This window comes from Streptomyces sp. NBC_01808, assembly GCF_035917395.1.
Classification (GTDB): Bacteria; Actinomycetota; Actinomycetes; order Streptomycetales; family Streptomycetaceae; genus Streptomyces.
Genome location: NZ_CP109072.1, coordinates 7207871 through 7231975 on the forward strand (window position 1 = coordinate 7207871; position 24105 = coordinate 7231975).

Here is a 24105-nt window from a genome sequence, read left to right on the forward strand (position 1 = left end):
CCGCACCATGGAGACCACCACCACGACCGCGCCGCAGGCAGCGGGCTCCGGCCCCGAGGCGTCCGGCCCGGCGGAGCCGTCCGCCCGGCGCCGGGGAGGGCGGACCGCGCAGGAGCGTTCCGTCCGCTGGGCCGGCCGCGCGTTTCTGGCCCCGCTCCTCGTCTACCTGCTGGCCTTCTACGCCTATCCGCTCTTCCGGAACGTCGACCTCAGCCTGCACGAGTACACCGTCCGCTCGTTCGTGCAGGGCGGTGCCGAGTTCACCGGGCTCGCCAACTACCGCGACGTGATCGGCGCCGACGCCTTCGTCCCCGCGCTGCGCAACACGCTCCTGTTCACCTTCGTCTCCATCGCCGCGCAATACGCCATCGGTCTCGCGCTCGCGGTCTTCTTCCGCAACGGCTTCCGGCTGTCGGGACTGCTGCGCGGCATGTTCCTGGTGCCGTGGCTGCTGCCGCTGATCGTCTCCGGATCGACCTGGTCCTGGATGCTGAACAGTGACAACGGGATCGTGAACTCCGCCCTGGAGGCGTTCGGCATCGGGCAGATCAACTGGCTGACCGACCCCGGCTGGGCGCTCACCTCCGTGATCATCGCGAACATCTGGCTCGGCATCCCGTTCAACCTCGTCATCCTCTACTCCGGGCTGCAGAACATCCCGGACGAGCTGTACGAGGCGGCTGCGCTGGACGGCGCGAGCGCCTGGCAGCAGTTCCGGCGGGTGACCTTCCCGCTGCTGCGCCCGGTCTCCGCGATCACCCTGCTGCTCGGCCTCGTCTACACGCTCAAGGTGGTCGACGTCATCTGGATCATGACCACCGGCGGGCCGGGCACCTCCTCCACCACGCTCGCCGTCTGGTCCTACCGCGAAGCGTTCGGCACCGGGCTGCCCGACTTCTCGCCCGCCGCCACCGTCGGCAACCTGCTCATCTTCATCGCGCTCGCCTTCGGCCTCCTCTACATCCGCCTTGAGGGCCGGGCGCGCCGGTGGGAGGCATCGTGACCAGGCACCGGACCCGGCGCGGCAGCCGGGGCAGGACCGCGCTCGGAATCCTGTTCACCGCAGTGATGCTCTTCCCCGTCTACTGGATGGTCAACGTCTCGCTGACCAGGACCGAGGACATGCGGGCCGACTCGCCGCACTGGTTCCCCCGGAACCCCACCTTCGCCGGCTACGCCGACGTGCTGCGCGACCAGATGCCGGCGCTGACCACCAGCCTGGGCATCGGCCTGGGCTGCGTCGCGCTCACCCTCGCCGTCGCCGCGCCCGCCGCGTACTCGCTGGCCAGGCTGCGTCCGCGCAGCGTGGGCGCGGTCGGGTTCCTGCTGCTGGTCGCGCAGATGATCCCCAGCGTGGTCATGGCGATCGGCTTCTACGCCGTCTACGTGCGGCTCGGCTGGCTCAACTCCGTCTGGGGCCTGATCCTCGCAGACTCCACCATCGCCGTCCCCTTCGGCGTCATGGTGCTGACCGCCTTCATGTCCGGCATCCCGGCCGAGCTGCTGCAGGCCGCGCGGATCGACGGCGCGGGCACCTGGCGGACGTTCGTCTCCGTGGTCCTGCCGCTGAGCCGCAACGCACTGCTGACCGTGTCGCTGTTCGCGTTCCTGTGGGCGTGGTCGGACTTCGTCTTCGCCTCCACCCTCAGCCGCAACGCCGACGCGATCCCGATCACCCTCGGCATCTACCAGTACATCGGCAACCACACCACCGAATGGAACTCGATCATGGCCACCGCCGTCGTCGCGTCCGTCCCCGCGGCCGTGCTGCTCGTCGTCGCGCAGCGCTTCGTCGCCGGCGGCGTCGTCGCCGGCGCCGTCAAGGACTGACGCAGATGACGCCACGAGGACCGAACCTGTGAGGAACACGCGTACATGGTGAGCTTCCGACCGACCCGGACCGCTCTGGAGATCCGCCACCGGCACGAGGTGCTGACCGTCCAGGCGTGGGGCGCCGACGGCGTCCGCGTACGGGCGGCGCCCTTCCGGCTCCCGGCGGAGAGCCACGGCGCTCTCGGCGAGCCGCCGCCGTCGCCCGCACCGCCGCGGATCACCGTCGACGGCGACCGCGCCGTCCTCGTCCACGGGGAGCTGACCGTGACGGCCGGCTTCGACCGCCGCGCCGCGTACCCCGAGCCGTTGCTCGCCTTCTCCCGCACGAGCACCGGCGCGGAGTTGCTGGCCGAGAGCCGCGAGCACTTCTGGCTGCCCGGCGCCCGCGTCTTCCGCGGGGACGGCACCGGCGCGTACGAAGTCCGCCAGCAGTTCACCGCGTACGCCGGCGAGCGGCTCTACGGCATGGGCCAGCGCACCCACGGCCGGCTCGACCTCAAGGGCCTGGCCCTGGACCTCGTCCACCGCAACGGTGAGGTGTCCATCCCGTTCGCGCTCTCCAGCCGCGGCTACGGACTGCTGTGGAACCTGCCCGCGGTCGGCCGCGCCGAGTTCGCGGAGAACGCCACCCGGTGGCAGGCCGGCCGCGCCCGGGAGATCGACTACTGGCTCACCGCGGCGCCGACGCCCGCCGGGATCCTCGCCCGGTACGCCGACGCCACCGGGCACGCCCCCGAACTGCCGCGCTGGGCCAGCGGCTTCTGGCAGTCGAAGCTGCGCTACCGCGACCAGGACGAGCTGCTCGCCGTCGCGCGCGAGCACCGCCGCCGCGGCCTGCCCCTGTCCGTGATCGTCGCCGACTACTTCCACTGGCCGGCGATGGGCGACCACCGCTTCGATCCCGCCGAGTGGCCCGATCCCCGGGCGATGGTCGAAGAACTGGCAGAGCAGGGCGTGGAGCTGATGGTCTCCGTCTGGCCGACCGTCTCGCCGCTCGCCGAGTCCTGGCCCGACTACCGCGACCGCGGCCTGCTCGCCGGCACCGCGCAGGGCGTGGAGTTCCACCAGACCATCCAGGACAAGGGCATGGCCGTGCCCATGCCCGTCGCCTTCTACGACCCGACCAACCCCGAGACACGGGCGTACGTGTGGGAGCGGATCCGGCGCGGCTACCGCGACGCCGGCATCCGGGTCTTCTGGCTGGACGCCTGCGAGCCCGAGCTGAACCCCGCCCAGCCGGAGAACCTCGCCCTCTACGCCGGTCCGGGCGCCGAGGTCGCCGGCGTCTATCCCCGCGACAACGCCCGCCTCTTCGCCGAGGGCATGGCGGCCGACGGCGCCGGGCCGACCGTGCTGCTGTGCCGCTCCGCGTGGGCGGGCGCGCAGAAGTACGGCGCCGCGCTCTGGTCCGGCGACATCCCCGCCACCTGGGAGTCGCTGCGGCGGCAGATACGGGCCGGGCTGTCCGTCGCCGTCTCCGGCATCCCGTGGTGGACCACCGACATCGGGGGCTTCCACGGCGGCGACGCCCGCGACCCCGCGTACCGGGAGCTGATGATCCGGTGGTTCCAGTTCGGCGTGTTCTGCCCGCTGTTCCGGCTGCACGGCGACCGCGAGCCGCGCACCCCCACCTCGTACGCCCAGACCGGCGGCCCCAACGAGGTCTGGTCCTACGGCGAGGAGGCGTACGGGATCATCGCCGGGCTCCTGCACCTGCGCGAGCGGCTGCGTCCGTACCTCCACGAGCAGATGACCGTCGCCGCCCGCACCGGGCTGCCGCCGATGCGACCGCTCTTCCTCGACCACCCGGACGACCCGCGCGCGTGGACCGTGGACGACGCGTTCCTCTTCGGCCCCGACGTGCTCGTCGCGCCGGTGGCCGAGGCCGGGCAGCGCGCCCGGGAGGTGTACCTGCCGGCCGGCGCCCGCTGGGTCTGCGCCGCGACCGGCCGGACGTACGACGGCGGGAGCACGGTCACGGCCGCCGCCCCCCTCGACCGGATCCCCGTCTTCACCCGCGAAGGCGCCGGCGTGCCGCTGCGCGCGACCGGCTCGGCGGCGACCGCATGAAGGAGAACGCGCAGGTGGCCCAGGCGACCGGCGGCACCGATCCGAAGGGCGGCCGGCCGGTCGTCCCGAGCGGGGGCGGACGGCGTCCCCTGGGCCTGGCGGAGGTGACGCCCACCGGCCGCGGATTCTGGCAGAACCTGCAGCGGACCAACGCTGCGGCCACGCTGGCGCACTGCGAGCGGTGGATGGAGCGGCTCGGCTGGCTCGCCAACTTCGACCGTGTCGCCGACGGTACGACCGGGCCCGAGCGGCCCGGCTGGTCGTTCGCCGACTCCGAGGTCTACAAGCTCATCGAGGCGCTGGCGTGGGAGTACGGCAGCACCGGCGACCCCGTTCACGGCGCGGCCGTACGGCGGCTGACGGCCCGTATCGCCCGCGCCCAGGACCCAGACGGCTACCTCAACACCTGCTACGGGCACCCCGGCCGGCCGCCGCGCTACAGCGACCTGGAGTTCGGCCACGAGCTGTACTGCACCGGGCATCTGCTGCAGGCCGCCGTGGCCCGGCTGCGTACCACCGGCGAGGACGAACTCGTCGCCGTCGCCCGCCGGGCCGCCGACCACGTCTGCGCCGCCTTCGGCCCCGACGGGCTGAAAGGCGTCTGCGGCCACCCCGGGATCGAGACCGCCCTCGCGGAGCTGGGCCGCGCCCTCGGCGAGCCCGCGTACACCGACCAGGCGCAGCTCTTCCTCGACCGCCGCGGCCACCGCACCCTGGCGGTGCCGTTCGGCATCGGCGGCGCCGGCTACTTCCAGGACGACGTGCCCGTCCGCAAGGCCGACCGCTGGCGCGGCCACGCCGTGCGCCAGCTCTACCTGGCGGCCGGTGCCGTGGACGTGGCCGTGGAGCGTGACGACCGGGAACTGATCGCCGCCGTCGAGCGGCAGTGGGCCCACGCGGTCGCCCGCCGCACGCACCTGACCGGCGGCATGGGCTCACGGCACCGGGACGAGGGCTTCGGCGACGACTGGGAGCTTGCGCCCGACCGTGCCTACTGCGAGACGTGTGCGGGCGTCGCGTCGGTCATGGTGTCCTGGCGACTGCACCTTGCCACCGGCGACATGCGCTACGCCGACCTGATGGAGCGCACGTTCTTCAACGTCGTCGCCACCTCTCCGAGCGCCGACGGCCGGGCGTTCTTCTACGCCAACCCGCTCCAGCAGCGCACCGCGGGCGAGGGGCCCGGCCTCTCCGCCGACGGGGAGGTCAGCCCGCGCGCCGAGGGCGGCACCCGGGCGGCCTGGTTCGACGTCTCGTGCTGCCCCACCAACGTCGCCCGCACCCTGGCCTCCTGGCACACCTACCTGGCCACGGCCGGGCGGCGGGAGCTGACGCTGCTGCAGTACGCGAGCGGCCGGATCGCGGCCGAGCTGGGCGACGGCCGGACGGTGGCCGTGGAGGTGGAGACGGCGTACCCGGCGGAAGGACCGGTGACGGTCCGGGTGGTGGACGCGCCCGCGGGCGCGATGGCCCTGCGGCTGCGGGTACCCGGGTGGGCGCGGGGCGCGGTGCTCCACGAGGGTGGCCGGCAACGCCCCGCCGCCCCGGGCTCGGTGGTGGTCGACCGCGTACTCGTGCCGGGCGAGGACATCCGCCTGAACCTCCCCGTCACCCCCCGCTTCACCTGGCCGGACCGCCGCATCGACGCCCTGCGCGGCAGCGTCGCCGTCGAGCGCGGACCGCTCGTGTACTGCGCCGAGTCGACCGACCTGCCGGACGGACTGAGCCTGGACGACGTCCTGCTGGACACCAGCGCCCCGCCCGTGGAGCGTGACGGCACCGTCCTGGCCCGGGCCGTGCCCGCGCCCCGGCAGGCCCCGGAGGCGGAGCCGGCCTGGCCCTACGCGCCGGAGCCCGGGCCGGCGGCGTCCCCGGGGCCTCCGAGGGAGCTGCCGCTGACCCCCTATCACCGCTGGGCGGAGCGCGGTCCCGCCACCATGCGCGTGTGGCTGCCCGCGGCACCGCGTGACCCGGGCCCGGCGTGAACGGACCGGGTGGAGACCGGCCGTGCGCGGCGAGGAGGCGCCGCACACCTCACCGACTCGTGTTTCTACTCGCTCCAGAAAGCCTGACGGGCGACGGATCCGTTCACCGACCGGCGGTACTGGCCCGGTGACTTGCCGGTGTGCTTCTTGAACACGACGCTCATGTACTCGGAATGGCTGAAGCGGAGTCGTTGGGCGATCTGCTGGAGGGTCCAGTCCGTGGAGGACAGCAGTTCGGCGACGTGGGCCACCCGGACGCGCACGATCTCGCCGTGGACGGTCCGGCCGAGGCTCCGAAGGAAACGGTGGTCGAGTGCGCGTCGGGAGAGCCCGATATGCCTGAGGACGGCGGTTACCGCGAGATTCTGGTCCGAGCGGTCGCGGATGAACCGCAGAGCCTCGGCGACGAGGGGGTCGTCCACGGCCAGGATGTCCGAGGACTGCCGGGTGACGAGGCGGGTCGGTTCGATCAGGCGCAGGCCCGGTTCGAGGGCGCGGCCCTGCATCATGAGGTCCAGGAGCTCGGCGGCGAGATATCCCGTCCGCGTCGTGTCGGGCTCGATGCTCGACAGCGGCGGGGTCGTGAGGTTCCCGATGAGTTCGTCGTTGTCGACACCGATGACGGCGACCGAGTCGGGCACCGCCAGGTCGGCGGTCTTGCAGGCCTCCAGCACTTCCTGACCGGCAATGTCATAGCAAGCGAAGACACCGACCGGTTTGGGAAGGCCACGCAGCCATTCCGCGAGGAGTTCGCGGTCGGCGGCGCGCATGCCCGTGGACTTCATCCGGAACTCCCGCGGAACCGAGCCGCGCTCGCGCACGTGCTCGGCGAACCAGGCGCCGCGCTTCAGGGACCAGCCGAATCTCTCGTCGCCGCAGAAGGCGAAGTGCCGCAGTCCGCGTTCCTCGAAGTGCCGGAGGGCCCACCGCGCGATCGTGCCGTCGTCGGTCTCGACGCCGGGTAGTTCGGGCACGAGCCGGGCGGCACTGAGATCGACGGTGGGCAGACCGAGCCGCCGGATGAAAGAAGCGGTCTCGGCGCTTTCGATGCGGGCCAGTACGCCGTGTCCTTGCCAGTCTTCGAGCCAGGAGAAGTCGGTCTCGTGGCGGCTGTGCTCGGCGAGATACATCGACCAGCCCGGGTGGGCCTCGACGTACTTCTTCACGCCCACCAGCACACCGCGGGCGTAGGCGTTCGAGGTTTCGACCAGCAGCGCGACGTGACGTGTCTGGCGGGCGGGCATGTAAAAACTCTAAGCCAGACTGCGGGATAACGCATGGCTTGGTCTCCGCCGCCGTTCGTAATCTACACGGCCATGGGAGGTCAACGATGACGCAGAAGGTACGGGTGGCGATTGCCGGCCTCGGATTCGGTGCCGAGTTCATCCCCATCTACCAGGCCCATCCCGATGCCGAGTTGGTGGCTGTCTGCCAGCGCACCGAGACGGCGCTGACGCACGTCGCCGATCACTTCGGTATCCCGGGCCGGTTCACCGGCTTCGACGCGATGCTCCAGGACCCCGGCATCGATGCCGTCCACATCAACACCCCGATTCCGGAACATGCCGAGCACACCGTTGCGGCGCTCCGGGCCGGCAAGCACGTCGCGTGTACGGTGCCGATGGCCACGACGCTCGACGAATGCCGGGAGATTGTCGCCGCTGTCCGGGAATCGGGCCTGAAGTACATGATGATGGAAACAGTCGTCTACTCCCGCGAGTTCCTGCACGTCCGCGATCTCGTGGCGAACGGCACAATAGGCCGGGTCCAGTTCCTGCGCGGCGCCCACTACCAGGAAATGGCGGGCTGGCCCGGGTACTGGGAGGGCCTGCCGCCCATGCATTACGCGACGCACGCGGTGAGTCCGGTGCTGAGTCTCGCCGGGGCGCTGGCGGAGAGCGTCGTGTGTATCGGTTCCGGCCGTATCTCCCCGCGTCTCGCCGAGAAGTACGGTTCACCGTTCGCCGTCGAAAGTGCCCTGATCACCCTCCGCGGTACACCCGTCGGTGCCGAGATCGCGCGTTCGCTTTTCGAGACGGCGCGTGAGTACGTGGAGAGCTTCACGGTGTTCGGGAGCCGGGCGAGCTTCGAATGGGAGCAGACGCAGGGTTCCGGGCATGTGCTGCACACCGGGGAGGACCCGAAGAGCATCGGGATCCCGGACTTCGCGCACCGACTGCCGCCTCAGATCGCTCCGTTCACGACGCGTGGCGTCTACGACGACGAGAACGAGCACCTCTCCTTCGTCCAGGGCGGCGGCCACGGCGGCTCGCACCCGCATCTGGCACACGAGTTCATCCGGAGCATCGTCGAGGAGCGGGCGTCCGCTATCGACGAGGTCACCGCGGCGAACTGGACGTCCGTGGGCATCTGCGCGCACGCGTCGGCGATGGAGGGGGGAGCGCGGGTGGCGGTCCCCGACTACGAGGAGCTCCGCGAGCAGGGATCCGCCGCGAACTGACCGGCGGCGGATGCATCGACCGGGCGCGTGAGGCGACGTGCGGTGTGCCCGCCCGAGCGAACCAGAACACGCGCCGCTTCACGGCACCGAGCAACGGGAGGAACGGATGAAGCCTGCCCGGATCGACCCACCACAGGCAGCACACGACGATGCAGAAGAGGGGAGCCCCCGTACGAACGCGAGCCCGCGGCGCGGGCCGGGGCACTCCGCACCACGTGGGCGCACGGCCCTCCGCAGGCTGCCGGTCTGGGCCGTCGGCCTGGCCGTCACCGCCGTTGCCGTGTGGGTGGGTTTCCTCGCCGACGGCACACCGGCCGGACCTGCGGCGGAGGACCCGGGCAAGTTCCTCGTCACGGTGCTGGACGCGGTCACCTTCGCGGGGCTCCTGTTCGTCGCGGCGTCCGGCTTCACCCTGATCTTCGGTCTGATGCGCACGGTGAACATGGCGCACGGCTCGCTGTTCCTGCTCGCCGCGTACCTCGCCATCCGCGTGCAGGAGGCGATGTTCGGCCAGTCACGCAACATCGAACCGGCACAGGTCGGCGTGCTCGACTGGCTGGTGCCGATGCTGGCCGGCGCCGGCGTCGCGGCCGTCGCCGGCCTGGCGATCCAGCAGCTCTTCCTGCAGTGGAACGAGGGCCAGGAACTGCGCCAGGCGCTGATGACGCTGGCCCTCACGGTCGTCCTGGCCGACCAGATGCTGCGAGAGTTCGGCGGGCTGGCCCAGACGATGGTCTGGCCCGGCGCGATCACCCACTTCTTCTCCGTCCAGGGCGAGCGCTACCCCGTCACCCGTCTGTTCATCCTCGGCGTGGCCGTGCTGGTCGGCATGCTGCTGTGGCTCTGGCTCACCAGGACGGGCATGGGGACGGTGATACGGGCCGGCGTGGACGACCGCGAGATGGTGCGCGGACTCGGCATCAACATCAAGCTGGTCTTCGCGATCACGTTCTTCGTCGGATCGTTCCTTGCCGGGGTGGGCGGTGTGCTCGGGGCCTCCTTCGCCGGAGCCGCGCCCGGCACCGACGGAAACTGGCTGCTGAACTCGCTCGTCGTCGTCATCGTCGGCGGCCTCGGCTCGCTCCGGGGTGCCGCGGCCGGCTCGCTGCTGTACGGCACCGTCGTCGCGTTCTCGCCCGCCTACCTGCCGAGTGAGTACTCCTACTACGTGGCATTCCGCATCGCCCAGCGGGTGGTGGTGATGGCCGACGGGCAGCAGGTCACGGCCGGAACCCCCGCCCAGGTACGCGGTGATCCACACGTCCACCGGATCTACCTGGGCACGGAGGCACCGGTATGAGCACGGCCCCCCTTCACGACGTTCGCCGGCTGCGCTCCGGCTACGGCGCCTCCGTGGTCCTGGAGGAACTCAGCTTCAGCATGGGCGTCGAGGCCGTCGGGATCGTCGGTCGCAACGGCATGGGGAAGACCACGCTCTGCGACACCCTGGTCGGATTCCTGCCGGCGTCGGGCGGGGAGGTCCGGCTGCGCGGGGAGCGGGTCGAGGGCCGGACGCCGGAGAAGATCGCAGGCGCCGGTATCGCCTACGTCCCGCAGGGCCGGCGGCTGTTCCCGTCGCTGACCGTCGACGAGCACCTGGCCATGCTGGCCAGGCGGGCACGCGCCAGGCGATGGACCCCCGAGGCGGTCTACGAGCTGTTCCCGCGGCTGGCCGAGCGCAAGAAGCACGGCGGTGCCGCGCTCTCGGGCGGCGAGCAGCAGATGCTCGCCGTGGGACGGGCACTGCTGCTGAACGCGCACCTGATCGTGATGGACGAGCCGTCCGAAGGGCTGGCTCCGACCATCGTCGACGTCCTCGTCGACGTCGTGCACCACCTCGTCGACGAGGGGGTGGCCGTACTCGTCGTCGAACAGAACCTGCGCGCCGCGGTCCGGATGGCCCGGCGCCAGCTCGTCATGGTGTCCGGCCGGCTGGAGGCCGAGTTCACCGGCGACGAACTGCTCAACCGGCCGGACCTGCAGCACAGGTACCTCGGTGTCGGCGGCGCCGGCCGCGCACTCCGATGAGAGGTCCGGCCCCGGCCGTGCGGTGGACGAAGGGAATCGCGATGGGAGAACCGATGAAGGCGACAAGGACGTTCGGGGTCAACACCTGGGTGTGGACCTCGCCCCTGACGGACCGCCGGCTGGCCGAGCTGGCTCCCCGCGTACGGGAGTGGGGCTTCGACGTGATCGAGCTCCCGGTGGAGAACGTCGGCGACTGGGATCCCGGCCGGGCGGCGAAGCTGCTCGACTCGCTCGGCCTGTCCGCCACCCTCGTCGTGGCGATGGGACCGGGGCGCGAGCTGGTAGCGGCCGGCGGGGAGACGATCGCCGCCACGCAGGATCTCCTGCGGCGCGTGGTCGACGCGTCGGCCACCGTGTCCTCGCCGGTCGTCGCGGGCCCGCTCTACGCCTCGGTGGGGCGCACCTGGCGGATGGACGACGCGGAGCGGCGGGCCTGTTACGAGCAGGTGCGGGACGGCCTCGCCCCGGTGGTCGAGCATGCGCGTGCGGCGGGCGTCACCGTGGCGGTCGAGCCCCTCAACCGGTACGAGACGAGCGTGGTCAACACCGTCGACCAGACACTGGACGCGCTGGCCGGGCTGCCGGCCGAAGGCTGCGGTGTGGCCCTGGACGTCTACCACATGAACATCGAGGAGCAGGACATCCCGGCGGCCATCCGGAGGGCGGGCGACCGGATCGCCCACGTCCAGGTATGCGCCAACGACCGGGGTGCTCCGGGCGCGGACCACCTCGACTGGCCGGGCATCCTCACCGCGCTCGACGAGGCCGGCTACCGGGGGCCGCTCGTGATCGAGTCGTTCACCGGCGACAACGAGACGATCGCGACGGCCGCCTCGATCTGGCGGGCACTGGCGCCGAGCCAGGACGCGATCGCCGTCGACGGGCTGTCCTTCCTCGCCGGGCTGTCCGCCGGGCGCCACCGCACCCCTTGATTTCTTCTGTCTGCACTCGCCACGAAGCGACGGAGAGGACCATGCGACAACGCCATAGATATGCCCTGTTCACGGTGGTGATGGCTTTCCTGGTCTCGTTCCTTCCAGGAATGGCCACCAGCGCGGCACAGGACGCCGAGCAGGAATACGACGTGCTGTTCTTCCACAAGACGACCGGCTTCCGGCACGACTCGATCCCGTCCGCCCTCGCGGCCGTCGAACAGCTCGGCCAGGAAAACGGCTTCACCGTGACCGAGACACAGGATGCCTCGGTCTTCACCGACGAAGGGCTGGCGCGGTACGAGGCCATCGCCTTCTTCACCGACGGTGAGAAAACCCTCGACACCGGGCAGCGGCACGCGTTCGAGCGCTACATCCAGCGCGGCGGAGGATTCGTCGGGCTGCACTCGTCGTCGAACATGGACAAGACGGACTGGCCCTGGTGGTCCGATCTCATGGGCGGCGCGTTCTTCAAGAGCCACCCCTCCGGCGCCGACCAGTTCCAGGAGGCGACCGTACGGATAGAGGACCCCGCACATCCGTCGACCGCCGGACTGCCGGCCGCCTGGGTCCGCGAGGACGAGTGGTACAACTTCACCGCCAACCCCCGTGAGAACGTCCACGTCCTCGCCACGCTGGACGAGTCGACGTACAAACCGGGACCGGACGCCATGGGCGACGACCACCCGATCGCCTGGTGCTCCAACTACGACGGCGGCCGGACCTGGTACACCGCGCTGGGCCACCAGCCGGAACACTACGACGAGCCGCAGTTGCGCCGGCACCTCCTCGGCGGCATCCAGTGGGCGGCGGGCGCCGCCGAAGGCGACTGCGGTGAGCCGCGCGAAGGGCCCCCTACGGAGTCTTCCTTCGAGAAGGTCGCGCTGGACGACAACACCGCCAACCCGATGGAGCTCGCCGTCGCCCCCGACGGGCGTGTCTTCTACGTCGAGCTGGGCGGCACGGTGAAGCTCTACGACCCAGAGAACGGCGCCGTGAAAGTCGCCGCACAGATCCCGGTCCACCGCGGCAACGAGAACGGCCTGCTGGGCATAGCCCTCGATCCCGACTTCGAGACGAACCGGTGGGTCTACCTCTTCTACAGCGCACCATCGCCCGAGGTACAGCACGTCTCCAGATTCACCGCCGACGGCGACACCCTGGACATGGAATCCGAAAAGGTCCTCCTTGAGATCCCGCACCAGCGGGAGGTGTGCTGCCACTCCGCCGGCTCGATGCGGTTCGGCCCCGACGGCAACCTCTTCATCTCCACCGGGGACGACACCGCGCACTTCGCCTCGGACGGCTTCGCCCCGATCGACGGGCGCGTCCACGACGAGCAGACCAGCGAGGACGCCAAGCACTCCTACGACGCGCGGCGCACCTCCGGCAACACCAACGACCTGCGCGGCAAGATCCTTCGGATCAGACCCGAGGACGACGGCACCTACTCGGTCCCGGAGGGCAACCTGTTCCCACCCGGCACAGAGAAGACACGGCCCGAGATCTACACGATGGGCCACCGCAACCCGTTCCGGATCGCCGTCGACGACGAGACCGGCTGGGTCTACGCCGGCGAGGTCGGTCCCGACGCTGGCAGCGACAACGCCGACCGCGGCCCGCGCGGCTACGACGAGTGGAACCAGATCCGCGAGGCCGGCAACTACGGCTGGCCGTACTGCATCGCCGACAACCAGGCGTACCGCGAGTGGGACTTCGCCTCCGGCACCCCGGGTGAGTCCTTCGACTGCGAGAACGGCCCCGCCAACACGTCCCCGTTCAACACCGGCCTGGACACCGTCCCGCCGGCCAAGGACGCCTTCGTCTGGTACCCGTACGGGCAGTCGCCGCAGTTCCCGGAGCTCCCCCAGGGCGGCGGGCGCTCCGCGTACGCCGGCGACGTGTACCACTACGACCCGGAACTGCTGGGAGACGGGCAGTTCCCGGAGTACTACGACGACGCGGTCTTCGTCATGGAATGGTCGCGCAAGTGGATCGGCGCGCTCCGACTGGACGAGAACGGAAACTACAAGAGCTTCGAGCAGTTCATGCCGAACACCCTCTTCCGCAGCCCGCACGACATGGAGTTCGGGCCGGACGGGGCGATGTACCTGATCGAGTGGGGCATGGACTTCAACTACGGCGGGGCGAACGTCAACCCGGACTCCGGCCTCTACAAGATCAACTACACCAAGGGTGCACGCACCCCGGTCGCGAAGGCCGCCGTCGACAAGGACTCCGGGCCCGCTCCGCTGGACGTCGCCTTCTCCAGCGAGGGCAGCCACGACCCGGACGGCGACGAACTGACGTACGCCTGGGACCTCGGTGACGGCACGACATCGGACGAACCCGACCCGACCCACACCTACACCGAGCCCGGCGAGTACACCGCGCAACTCACGGTCAGCGACCCGTCGGGACGTTCCAGCAGCTCCAACATCACGATCACCGCGGGGAACACCCGTCCCGAGGTGACCATCGAGCTGCCGCACAACGGCCAGGTCTTCGACTGGGGCGACGAGATCCCCTTCAGAGTCTCGGTGTCGGACGCCGAGGACGGCTCAGGCGACGCGATCGACTGCGAGCGCGTGACCGTCCAGCAAGGGCTCTACCACGATGAGGGCGGCAACGCGCACGTGCATCCGGGCGAGGTGCAGAACGGGTGCGAAGGCGTACTCGCCACCCAGACCGACGCGGACCACGGCGAAGCCGCGGACATCGCGCTGACGGTGACGGCCGGCTACACCGACCTCGGTGGCGAGGCCGGTGCCCCCGCGCTCACCGGCGGGGTGACGCACTTCCTGCAGCAGACGCGAAAGGAGGTCGAGCACTTCAGCGACTCGTCGGGGGTCGGCGTCAGCGGCGCGAACGACGAGGAGACCGGAGGCGGTGAGGCGATCACCGCCGGGGGTGGCGCCTGGGCGTCGTACGACCCCTACAACCTCGACGGCGTCGGCGATGTGACGCTCCGTGCGGCGGCGGCCGGGGACGCCACGGTCGAGGTACGGCGCGGTGCGCCCGACGGCGAGCTGCTGGGCAGCGCGCAGATCGAGGGCAGCGTCGAGGTGCCGCGGTCCGGCGGCCCGGAGGGCTTCGGCAGCGCCGTCCGGCTCAACGGGTCCGGTCAGCTGGAGAAGGTGGAGCTGCCCACGGGAATCGTCGAGGATGCCGAGGACTTCACCGCCTCCGCGTGGGTGAACTGGTCCGGCGACCAGACATGGGCCCGCGTCTTCGACTTCGGCTCCGGCACCGACAACAACATGTTCCTGACGCCGAGCGCCGGCGGCAGCGGCAACCTCAGATTCGCGATCACGACCGGCTCCGGCGAGCAGCAGATCGACGGCTCGCAGCCGCTGCCCACCGACGGCTGGCAGCACGTCGCGGTCACGCTGTCGGGCACGACGGGAACGCTGTACCTGAACGGAGAGCCGATCGGAACCAATGACAACATCACGTTGAACCCGTCGGATCTGGGCCCCACCACGCAGAACTGGATCGGCGACTCCCAGTGGACGGCGGACCCGCTGCTCAACGGCGCTGTCGACGACTTCAACGTCTTCGACCGGGCCCTGACGCAGAACGAGATCCGGTCGCTGACCGCCGGCCCCGGCGGCGACGCCGGTGGCGGCGACGTCGCCTGGTACCAGTTCGACGAGAAGGACGGCGCCACGGCCGTGGACACGTCCGGACAGGGCAACGACGCGCGCATCGTGCTCGCCGAGGCCGCCGCAACCTGGCAGAACGTGACGCTGGACCTGAAGCCGACCGAGGGTACGTTCCCGCTGCACCTCGTCTTCCCGGATGGTCAGGTGCGGGTCAACTGGATGGAGTTCGGCACGTCCGCAAGCCAGCCGGGGGAGTGCGCCACTCCCGATCCGCGGGCGACGGTGGTCGTCGGCGACGTCGACAGCGGGGTGACGAACTACGAGGCCGGCGGCGGATGCACGATCAACGACCGCATCCTGGACGAACAGCCGTGGAGCAGCCCGGGCGAATTCCGCGGGCACGTACGGGAGGTGACTGCCGCGCTCATGGACGACGGGGTGATCACCGGGCCGGAAGCCCGTGACATCAGGCGTGCCGCCGCCCGCAGCGAGATCGGCAACGCCGCGTAGGCCGCGGACTCGGCTCAACCCGCACACCAGGGCGGCCCGGCGAGAGCCGCCGGGCCGCCCGACTGCTGGGTGGAGCGAGGGTGCCGGCCAGCCGGCCGGCACCCTAGGCTCCGGCGCTTGCGGCCCCTCGGTAGTCGATGCGAGAGAGGCCGGAGTCGTTGTTGCCGCCCCCGAAGGAGCTGCCCCACTCCAGGAGGTAGAGCGCGCCGTCCGGGCCGAACGTCATGTCCATCGGCCTGATGAACCTGGTGCCGGACATGAATGCGTTGACGGCCCCCGGGTCGCCGCTCCCGTCGAAGCGGATCTCCTTGATGAAGTTGCGGTCCCACTCGTAGAAGAACGCCGAGCCGTCGAACGACTGCGGGAACTTGGTGCTGGAAGGGTTGCCGGCGTCGAAGCGGTAGACGGGTCCGGCCATCGGGGCGATACCGCCCGTGCCGAGTTCGGGGAACTCCGGTGAGGCGTCGTAGCCATACCACATGTCGGGCTTCTGGACGGGCGGCAGCTCGGTGAGACCGGTGTTGTTGGGGGACTCGTTGACGGGGTTGGCGCAGTCGAACTTCGGGCCGACCCGGCCGTTGTCGGGGTTGTACGGAGCGTAGGGCTCGTTGTTGCCGTGGCAGAAGGGCCAGCCGTAGTTGCCCGGCTCGGTGATGACGTTGTACTCGCCCATTCCCGCGGGGCCGCGGTTGTCGGTGGTGCCGTGGCGGTCGGGGCCGTAGTCGGCCATGTGTACGGCGCCGGTGGCGGGGTCCACGGAGAAGCGGAAGGGGTTGCGGAAGCCCATGGCGTAGACCTCGGGGCGGGTGTTCGCCGTTCCCACCGGGAAGAGGTTGCCGTCGGGGATGGTGTATCCGCCGCCGTTGGCGGGCTGGACGCGCAGGATCTTGCCACGCAGGTCGTTGGTGTTGCCGGCCGTGCGCGCCGAGTCCTGCATCTCATGACCCGCGCGCCAGTCCAGTGGGGCGTAGCCCCGCCAGGCCGGGTCGAGGTTGGGCGCAGTGTCGTCGCCCGTGCCGATGTAGAGGGTGCCGTCCGGGCCGAACTCCAGGCTGCCGCCGGTGTGGCCGGGCTCCGGGTAGGTCCGGTCCCGGTAGGCGGGGATGTCGATCACCTTCTGCTCGCTCGACAGATCCAGAGTGTTCCCCCGCAGGGTGAAGCCGGACACTCTGTTGACGTCTGCCGCGCTGTCGGCGGGGGAGTAGTTGAGGTAGATCTTGTTGTTGGTGGCGAAGCCGGGGTCGAGGGCCAGTCCGATGAGCCCGTCCTCACCGCCGGTGTACACCTTGAGGTTTCCGGCGGTCGTGGTGGACCGGGTCGCCGGGTCGAAGATGCGCACCGCGCCGCCGCGCTGGATGTAGATCACACGGCCGTCAGGTGCGACGTCCAGCTCCATGGGATCGAGGGTGCCGTCGTCGAGCGTCACCTTCTCGAAGGTGGCCTGGTCGGGTGCGGGCTCCCCGCACTCTCCCGGCTGGTTGCCCGTCGCCCACTGCACGCCGCCCATCACGTGCTTGCGGAAGTCCTCCTCCGCGTAGGCGGCGGCATCGTGTCCCATGGCGGTGGCCCAGACCTTCCCGCCGGAGTCGACGCTGCACCAGGAGATGGGGTGGTCGTCGCCCATCGCGAACTCGCCCGGGTCGTAGGTCGACTCGTCGACGGTGGCGAGCACGTGGACGTTCGGCCGCGGGTTCGGGGCGAAGTTGTACCACTCCTCGGGCCTGGTCCAGGACGCGGGGAGATCCTGGGTGGAGGGGTGGTCCGGGTCCTCGACGTGGACGGTGCCGTTCTGGATGCCGGCGGCGTGGGCGGGCATGTGCGCGCCGCCGTTGATGGTCTCGTCCCACCAGGGGAACTCACCCTCGATGCCCGCGTCGAGGGTGTTGTGGATGGCCACCACGCCGCCGCCGCCGGTGACGTAGTCCTGCATGGCCTGACGCTGTTCGGCGGTGTCCCAGACCATGCCGGAGTTCTGGAGCATGACGACGGCTTCGAACCCGGCGAGTTCGGCGTCGTTGAAGACGGCCGGGTCGTCGGTCTGGACAAGCTCGATGTCCTGCTCGGCCGCCTCCTCCCGGAACATCCGGATGCCGGCCGGTATGGAGGCGTGGACGTAGCCGACGGCCCTGGTGAACAGCAGGACCCGGGCCTCGGCGGCCTCGGCGTGGGACGCGGTCGCCGTCAGGGCGCCGGCCGCGAGCAGTGGCGCCATGGCCAGCGCCACGAGGGTGCGTGGGCGTGTGCGGTGTCGTTCCTTCATGTGGGGGGCCTCTCGAGTGGAATGCGGCTCCGGCATTGCCGGTCGGAGAAGGGAAGGTGTCTTTCGCAAGCGGATGGGTCCGGGCGTCGACCGCGTTCTGAGGGCAGGCGCGTCAGATCACCCGGGTGCGTGTGCGCGGGATCGCGAAGTCGTCCATGGTTCCTCCAGGAAGGTCGTCAGGAGCCGGTGCAGCTCCGCCGCCACCCACGGGAAAGCTCATGCGCCGGCGGTCAGGCAGGGCCGGCGGAGCGTTCGAGAACCGACACGAACGCCCGTGACCACTCCGGCAGATCCGGCCAGCCCCGGCAGGAGACCATGTTCCCGTCGACGACGTCGGGCTCGTCGACGACCGTCGCGCCGGCGTTCTCCATGTCCGCGGCCAGGGGCCCGAACGCAGCCGTCTTGCGACCCTTCAGGAGGCCGTAGGCCGCCGGCACCTGCGGTCCGTGGCACACCGTGCCCACGGGCAGGTTCCGGGCGAAGAAGTACTCCGTGATGCGACGGACGTCGGCGTCGAGGCGGATGTACTCAGGAGCACGACCACCGGGGATGACCAAGCCCGCGTACCCCGTCGGATCGACCTCCGAGAAGGCCAGGTCGACGGGGAGCCTGCGCCCGTTCTTCTCCGTGTACGCGTCGGAGTCCGGCTCGAAATCGTGGATCACCAGTTGTACGTCCCTACGCGTCAACGCCGCGACGTCCGCCTGATAGCCCGCCTCGCGCATACGGAAGATCGGGTACATCGCGTCCAGTTCCTCGGCCGCGTCGCCGACGAGCACAAGCACCTTCTTCATCGTTCCTCCGGTTCTCGGCAGTCCTGATCGCGCGTACGTCCTGTCCCCTCGGGTGTTGGCCCGCTTCGGGGCCGGGCACGGCGGGTGCCTGGCCCCGAGAGCGTGTGTCAGCTCTGCAGACTCCACTGCTGGTTGGCTCCGCCGCCGCAGCTCCACAGCTGGATCCTCGTTCCGTTGGCGGTGTTCGTGCCGCTGGCATCGAGACACAACCCCGACTGCAGTCCCGTGATGGTGCCGTTGGCGTTGATGTTCCACTGCTGGTTCGTCTGCCCGTGGCAGTCCCAGATCACCACGGCCGTGCCATTGCCGGTCCCCGCCCCGGAGGCGTCCAGACACTTGCTGCCGTAGATCATGAGTTGCTTGCCGGCGGTGTAGGTCCACCGCTGGTTGGTGCCGCCGTGGCAGTCCCACAGTTGCGCCTGGGTGCCGTTGGCCGTGGTGGAGTCGGGGATGTCGATACAGCGACCTGACTGCCCGCCCAGGATCTGCCCGCCGGCGGGCGTGGGGGGCGTGGACGAGTCGAACTGGGTGAAGAACTTCCACACCTCTCCCGACGTCCAGGTCCGCCAGCCGCCACCGGTGGACCCGTCAATGGGGCCGGGGTCGTGACCTCCGTCGAACGCGGCCCATACGACGGGATACCCGCTCTTGCACCCCGAGTAGGCGGTGACGATGTGCGTCAGGCTCCCTTGCCCCGGCTCGGGCGGGTTCTGCTGGGTACAGCCGTTGTTCCTGACGAACGTGTCGCGCAGCCCTCGTCCCGAAGAGATGGGCAGCACGTTGTCCCTGAGGCCGTGGAGCCCCATGTACGCGACGGGCTGCGTACCGCCGCTGCAGCCGCTGAGGTTCGCGCCGGAGTAGACCGCCACCGCGCGGAAGACCGTCGCCCGGCCGCAGGCGAGGGCGTACGACATCGCGCCGCCGTAGCTGAAACCCGCGGAGAAGACCTGTGCCGTGTCGACGCACAGGCCCGCCTCGATCTCCCGGAGTATGTCGTCGACGAGGGTCACGTCCTGACCGCCGGAGTTGGCCCAGCCGTTGTTGAGGCCCTGGGGCGCCACGAAGATCGTGCCGTTGTTCGTGCTGTCCGCCAGGCGCCTGAGTCCGTAATAGGACCAGTTGTACCCATCGGATCCACCCGAGTCGACATCGTTGGCGGTGCCGCCCAGCCAGTGCATTCCGAAGATCAACCGGTAGGGGTGGGTGTTGTCGTAGTCGGCGGGGATCCTGAGGATGTAGCTGCGGTTCTGGCCGCTGCTGGAGATCGTGTGCGTACCGCTGGTCAGCGTCGGAGCCTGGCCGCATCCGGCGGTCGGGGCGGCCGCACCCACACTCGTGGGCGACGTGCCTGCGTCGCGACTGCTGCTCAGCGCCGTGCCGGGAGCGGCCATGACGACAAGTGCCGCAGCCACAAGGGATATCAAGAGGGATCTGTATCTCATCTGTTTCTCCCTTTCCGTCGGGGCGTGGGTCGCCCGTGTGCGTGCCGGCCAGCAGACGTCATACGTTTGGGAGCGCTCCCAAGGTTAGCGCTCCTCATCCGGGCTGTAAACGGATCGGCCGGCGCCGAAAGGCCGGCGCATCAGGTCAAGAGGAGGGCGGCGAAGCCGGGGTGTGCTCGAACCAGTCGAAGGCGACCGTGCCTTCGGTGGCGTACATCCCGATCACGCGGCCGGTGAAGCCGCAGGCGGTCTCGGTGGACAGGTAGCGCCCGTTCAGTTCGGCGAGGAGCCGGGCGCCCGGGGCGCCGGGATCGCCGAGCCAGAAGGCGATGGTGTCCGGTCCGGTGGCCGCGGCACCGGTGAGTTCGGGCGACGCGGGCACGAGGCGGGACGTGCGGATCGCGACGGTGAGGGTCAGCGGCCCGGGCGGGACCGGTCGGCTGGCCGCGGTCTGGCGCAGTGGACCGATGCGGGCGACGACACCGGCCTCTCCGTTCCCGACCTCCAGTTCGTAGTGGTGGGCCTCGTCCAGGCGCACGCTGGGGCCGCCGCGTCCCGCGCCCGGGTCGATCGCGGCGGTGACGCGGCAGTCGTGGTGCTGCTGGCGGCGGCCGACGAACGTGTAGCCGGGGCGGTCGAGGGTGGCGCCGGTGGCGTCGAGCGCCAGCCAGCCGGGGCGCGACGTGAGCGACCAGGAGCCCTCAGGGCGGGCGAACGGGGAGACCCAGTGCGGCGCGAGAGCGGGCACGTCGAAGTCGTCGCGGGTGGGCAGGGCCGGAACGGGGTGCCAGGCACCGCCCGGTGCCGTGTGGCTCTCGGGAACGGGTGCGACGACGGGCCAGCCGTCCTCGGTCCACTCCGGGGAAGTACTCGAAGCTGGAGCACACCAGGTAGTAGTCGCCGCCGACCCGGCACACGCTCGGATCGGGGTGGCACCCGCTGATCACCGGGTTGTCGTACGTACGCACAGGAGGTGTTCCGCTCGAACCGCCGGGCGCCGTGGAGCGGAGCCGGCCGGTCGGGCTCACCGGCTGAATCCGGCGGTCAGACCGCTGAGCAACTGCCGGCGGCCGAAGGCGTACAGGACGATCAGGGGCAGGGTGGTGAGGACGACGGCTGCCAGGACCGCGGGGATGTTGACCCCGTACTCGCCCTGGAAGGTCCACAGTGCGAGCGGCAACGTCCGCTGGGAAGGGCTCTGGGTGAGGATCAGCGGCAGCAGGAATCCGTTCCAGATGGTCAGCGCGTTGAAGATGGTCACGGTGAGGATGGCCGGCCGGGTGAGCGGCGCCGCCAGGCGCCACAGTGTTCCCCACTCGGTGGCCCCGTCCACCCGCATCGAGTCGAACAGCTCCTTGGGCACGTCCCGGATGAAGTTGGCGAGGATCAGCACGGACAGCGGGATGGCGAAGGCGATCGACGGCAGGATCAGGGCCAGCAGGCTGTCGTACAGATGCAGCTTGATGATGATCAGATAGACCGGGATCGCCGTCGCCTGCAGCGGGATGGCGAGGCCCATGAGGAACAGCCCGTTCACCACGCGCAGGAACCGCATGCGCCAGCCGCGCACGATGGCGTAGGCCGCCATGAAGGAGACCGTCACCGCCGGCACCACGGCGCCCGCGGTGACCACGACGCTGTTCACGAAGTAGCTGAGGAAGTCGGACTCCAGGACCAGCTCGTAGTTGTCCAGGGTGGGCTCGCTCGGCGGCGCCAGCGGGTTGCTCGCGTAGTAGTTGCTCTGGGCCTTGAGGCTGGTGATGAGGATCCAGTAGAGGGGCACGACGACGACGGCGAGCCAGAGCCATCCGGCCAGACCGCCGAGCCAGTTGCGCCGGGGGGCGCTCGGACCGGGGCGTTGCCGCCGCTCGCGCGGGGTGGTCTTCTGCGGTTGCGGCTCGGTCAGCGTGGCGGTCATGTCAGGCTCCCTCGAGCTGGCTCTCACCGGCGTCCCGGCCTCCGAGCCGGCGCAGCAGCAGGGCGATGGCGAGACCCATGAGGACGAGGACGACCGCGATGGCGCTGGCCGGCCCCATCAGGTTGGCCTGGAAGCCCCGTTTGTACATGTCCAGCGCGAGGACCCGGGTGGCGTCTCCGGGGCCGCCCTCGGTCAGGACGAAGATGAGGTCGAAAAAGGTGAGCGACCCGATCACCATCAGCGTCGACGAGGTGATGATGGTGTATTTGAGCTGAGGCAGCGTGATGCTGAAGAACTGGCGGATCCGTCCGGCGCCGTCCAGCGCCGCGGCCTCGTACAGCGACCGGGGGATCTGCTGGACGCCCCCCTGGTAGATCAGCGAGTGGAACGGGATGAACTGCCAGGAGACGATGAAGACGACGACGCCGAACGCGAGCCACGGGCGCCCCAGCCAGTCCTTGCTGAGCCACTCGGTCCCCAGCCCGGCGCCCAGCCCGAAGTTGGGGTCCAGCAGCGCCTTGTACGCGACCGCGATCGCCGCGGAGCTGAGCAGGAGCGGGACGAAGTAGACCAGGCTCAGCACCGCGCGGTAGCGCTGGCGGCCGGCGAGGAACGTGCCGAGCAGAATGCTCGCCGGTGTCTGAACCGCCCAGGACACGGCCATCACCAGGAACGTCACCCAAAGGGCGTGCGGCAGCCCGGGGTCGGTGAGCACCGCACGCCAACTGGTCAGCCCGGACGGGTGGATGCCGCCGATGCCGTCCCAGGTCGTGAAGCTCAGCAGGAGGACGCCGACGAGCGGGATGACGGCGAAGCCGACGAAGAACAGCAGCGCCGGCACGGCCAGCCAGGGCAGGATGCCGCGCCGGTCCCTGCGCCCCGTAGAACCGGTGAGGGTGCTCACTTGCCGATGACCTCGTTGAGGTTGTCGGTGAACTGCTGTGGCGAGATGGACAACTGGAACAGCCTGGCGATGTTGTCCAGCAGCGTCTCGGCGGCCGTCGGGCTGAGCGCCTGGTCCCAGGACTGGCCGAACGTCTTCGCGTTGCTGGCGATGCCGTAGACGAACTGCAGGAACTCGGCGCTCTCGGATGCGGCCAGCAGCTTCTCCGAGCCCTTCGCGATCGGCACCGCCCCGGTGTCGATCCACTCCTTGACCTCGTCGTCCGTGAGGACGCCGGTGGCGAAGAAGTCCTTTGCGATCTTCTTCTGCTCGGCACTGGCCTTCGAGGAGATGGACAGGTACTGGGCGGGGTTGCCGACGGAGTTGCCCGGATCGCCTTTGCCGCCTTCGACGGGCGGGAAGTTCATGAAGCCGAGGCCGCCGCCGGAGACGAAGTCTCCGCCCTCGGTCTGCTGGATGCCGTACGACCAGGAGCCGTGCAGCATCATCGCGGCCTTGCCGGTGTAGAGGAGCGCCTGGTCGGCGTTGGAGTCCGCGGTGATCGAGGAGAAGCCCTTGATGAATCCGTCCGCCTTGATCAGGTCCTGCACCTTGGTCAGCGCGTCGATGGCGGCCGGGTGGGACCAGGCGTCCTTTTCGCCGTCGAAGACGGCCTGGAACACCTCGGGGCCGCCGATGCGGTCGAACAGGAACTCCAGCCACATCATGTTCGTCCACCGGGACTGGCCGCCGAGGGAGAACGGCGCTATGCCCTCCGCGTTGAACTCGGGCACTAGGGCCATGATGTCGTCCCAGGACTGGGGCGGCTCCACGCCGACGTCGTCGAAGACCCTCTTGTTGTAGAACAGGACGATCGGCTCGACGCTCTCGAACGGCATCGCGTAGATCCTGCCGTCGACGGTCGCCGCGCCGAACGAGGACGGAAAGAGCCGGTTCTTGACCTCGGGATTCTCGTCGAACCACGGGGTGAGGTCGTCGACCTGGCCGGCCTGCACGTAGCTGCGCAGCGTGCCACCGCCCCACCCCCAGATGATGGTGGGCGCCTTCCCGGCCCCGATGGCGGTCTTGATCTTCGTCTTGTACGCGTCGTTCTCGAAGGTGGTGACCTCGATCCGCCCTTGGGAAGCGGCCTCGTTGAACCGCTCCACCGCTCCGGTCCTGACGCCTTCCTGAGGCTGCCCGCTCAGGTGCCAGTACGTGGCTGTGCCGCCGCCACCGCCCTTGCCGGGACCGGATGAGCCGCAGGCGGCGAGCGCCGCGGAGGCCGGCACACCGGCCGCCAGGCCGAGGAGGGTACGACGAGATAGGTGGATCTCCATGTGTGTTCTCCGCACTAGAGGGCCGTCAGCTTCCGGCGGGCCAT

15 protein-coding genes and 3 pseudogenes are annotated in these 24105 nt (G+C 70.1%); 9 read left to right on the top strand and 9 right to left on the bottom strand.

Going from position 1 to position 24105, the window contains the following annotated elements; genetic code table 11:
• The first annotated feature begins 7 nt into the window (after positions 1-7).
• The 4 genes from OG946_RS31840 to OG946_RS31855 all read left to right on the top strand — a co-directional run bounded on the left by OG946_RS31840 (position 8) and on the right by OG946_RS31855 (position 5888).
• A complete protein-coding gene (locus tag OG946_RS31840) occupies positions 8-1003 on the top strand; it encodes a carbohydrate ABC transporter permease (RefSeq protein ID WP_326799400.1) in 996 nt (331 codons plus the stop codon).
• Between the two features lie 65 nt (positions 1004-1068).
• On the top strand, positions 1069-1830 hold the full coding sequence (locus tag OG946_RS31845) for a carbohydrate ABC transporter permease (protein WP_326800429.1): 762 nt from the start codon (positions 1069-1071) through the stop codon (positions 1828-1830).
• A gap of 45 nt (positions 1831-1875) precedes the next feature.
• Entirely contained in the window at positions 1876-3903 is a 2028-nt protein-coding gene (locus tag OG946_RS31850) for a glycoside hydrolase family 31 protein (RefSeq protein ID WP_326799401.1), read from the top strand.
• Entirely contained in the window at positions 3900-5888 is a 1989-nt protein-coding gene (locus OG946_RS31855) for a glycoside hydrolase family 127 protein (RefSeq protein ID WP_326799402.1), read from the top strand. Before OG946_RS31850 ends, OG946_RS31855 begins: the two co-directional genes overlap by 4 nt.
• 65 nt (positions 5889-5953) lie before the next feature.
• On the opposite strand, the gene OG946_RS31860 is transcribed toward OG946_RS31855, so the two are convergent.
• On the bottom strand, positions 5954-7132 hold the full coding sequence (locus OG946_RS31860) for a XylR family transcriptional regulator (protein WP_326799403.1): 1179 nt from the start codon (positions 7130-7132) through the stop codon (positions 5954-5956).
• Positions 7133-7218: 86 nt separating this feature from the next.
• Here OG946_RS31860 and OG946_RS31865 point away from each other — a divergent pair, with 86 nt between their 5' ends.
• The 5 genes from OG946_RS31865 to OG946_RS31885 all read left to right on the top strand — a co-directional run bounded on the left by OG946_RS31865 (position 7219) and on the right by OG946_RS31885 (position 15424).
• Complete coding sequence (locus tag OG946_RS31865) at positions 7219-8349, top strand: Gfo/Idh/MocA family protein (protein WP_326799404.1); 1131 nt, start codon at positions 7219-7221, stop codon at positions 8347-8349.
• Between the two features lie 106 nt (positions 8350-8455).
• Positions 8456-9649: a branched-chain amino acid ABC transporter permease gene (locus tag OG946_RS31870; RefSeq protein ID WP_326799405.1), complete on the top strand. Its 1194-nt coding sequence runs from the start codon at positions 8456-8458 to the stop codon at positions 9647-9649.
• Complete coding sequence (locus OG946_RS31875) at positions 9646-10377, top strand: ABC transporter ATP-binding protein (protein WP_326799406.1); 732 nt, start codon at positions 9646-9648, stop codon at positions 10375-10377. The genes OG946_RS31870 and OG946_RS31875 overlap by 4 nt, the downstream gene beginning before the upstream one ends.
• A 53-nt stretch (positions 10378-10430) precedes the next feature.
• Positions 10431-11309 (top strand): sugar phosphate isomerase/epimerase family protein, encoded by an 879-nt coding sequence (locus tag OG946_RS31880; RefSeq protein WP_326799407.1) that lies wholly within the window; start codon positions 10431-10433, stop codon positions 11307-11309.
• A gap of 110 nt (positions 11310-11419) precedes the next feature.
• Positions 11420-15424, top strand: a complete 4005-nt coding sequence (locus OG946_RS31885) for a ThuA domain-containing protein (protein ID WP_326799408.1) — start codon at positions 11420-11422, stop codon at positions 15422-15424.
• A 130-nt stretch (positions 15425-15554) separates the two neighbouring features.
• On the opposite strand, the pseudogene OG946_RS31890 reads toward OG946_RS31885, so the two are convergent.
• The 8 genes and pseudogenes from OG946_RS31890 to OG946_RS31920 form a co-directional block, all read right to left on the bottom strand.
• Positions 15555-17684: pseudogene (locus OG946_RS31890) on the bottom strand (ThuA domain-containing protein); the annotation flags it as partial.
• 230 nt (positions 17685-17914) lie between these two features.
• Positions 17915-18478 (bottom strand): DJ-1/PfpI family protein, encoded by a 564-nt coding sequence (locus tag OG946_RS31895; protein WP_326799409.1) that lies wholly within the window; start codon positions 18476-18478, stop codon positions 17915-17917.
• Positions 18479-18585: 107 nt separating this feature from the next.
• Entirely contained in the window at positions 18586-19920 is a 1335-nt protein-coding gene (locus OG946_RS31900; RefSeq protein ID WP_442814543.1) for a ricin-type beta-trefoil lectin domain protein, read from the bottom strand.
• Positions 19921-20065: 145 nt separating this feature from the next.
• Positions 20066-20788 (bottom strand): annotated as a pseudogene (locus OG946_RS31905) (glycoside hydrolase family 43 protein); the annotation flags it as partial.
• Between the two features lie 34 nt (positions 20789-20822).
• Positions 20823-20948, bottom strand: a pseudogene (locus tag OG946_RS36260) (hypothetical protein); the annotation flags it as partial.
• Positions 20945-21838, bottom strand: coding sequence for a carbohydrate ABC transporter permease (locus OG946_RS31910; RefSeq protein ID WP_326799410.1), 894 nt, complete (start codon positions 21836-21838; stop codon positions 20945-20947). The pseudogene OG946_RS36260 and the gene OG946_RS31910, both read right to left, overlap by 4 nt.
• 1 nt (position 21839) lies before the next feature.
• Positions 21840-22742 (bottom strand): carbohydrate ABC transporter permease, encoded by a 903-nt coding sequence (locus tag OG946_RS31915; protein WP_326799411.1) that lies wholly within the window; start codon positions 22740-22742, stop codon positions 21840-21842.
• Positions 22739-24061, bottom strand: a complete 1323-nt coding sequence (locus OG946_RS31920) for an extracellular solute-binding protein (RefSeq protein WP_326799412.1) — start codon at positions 24059-24061, stop codon at positions 22739-22741. The genes OG946_RS31915 and OG946_RS31920 overlap by 4 nt, the downstream gene beginning before the upstream one ends.
• Positions 24062-24105 lie beyond the last annotated feature (44 nt).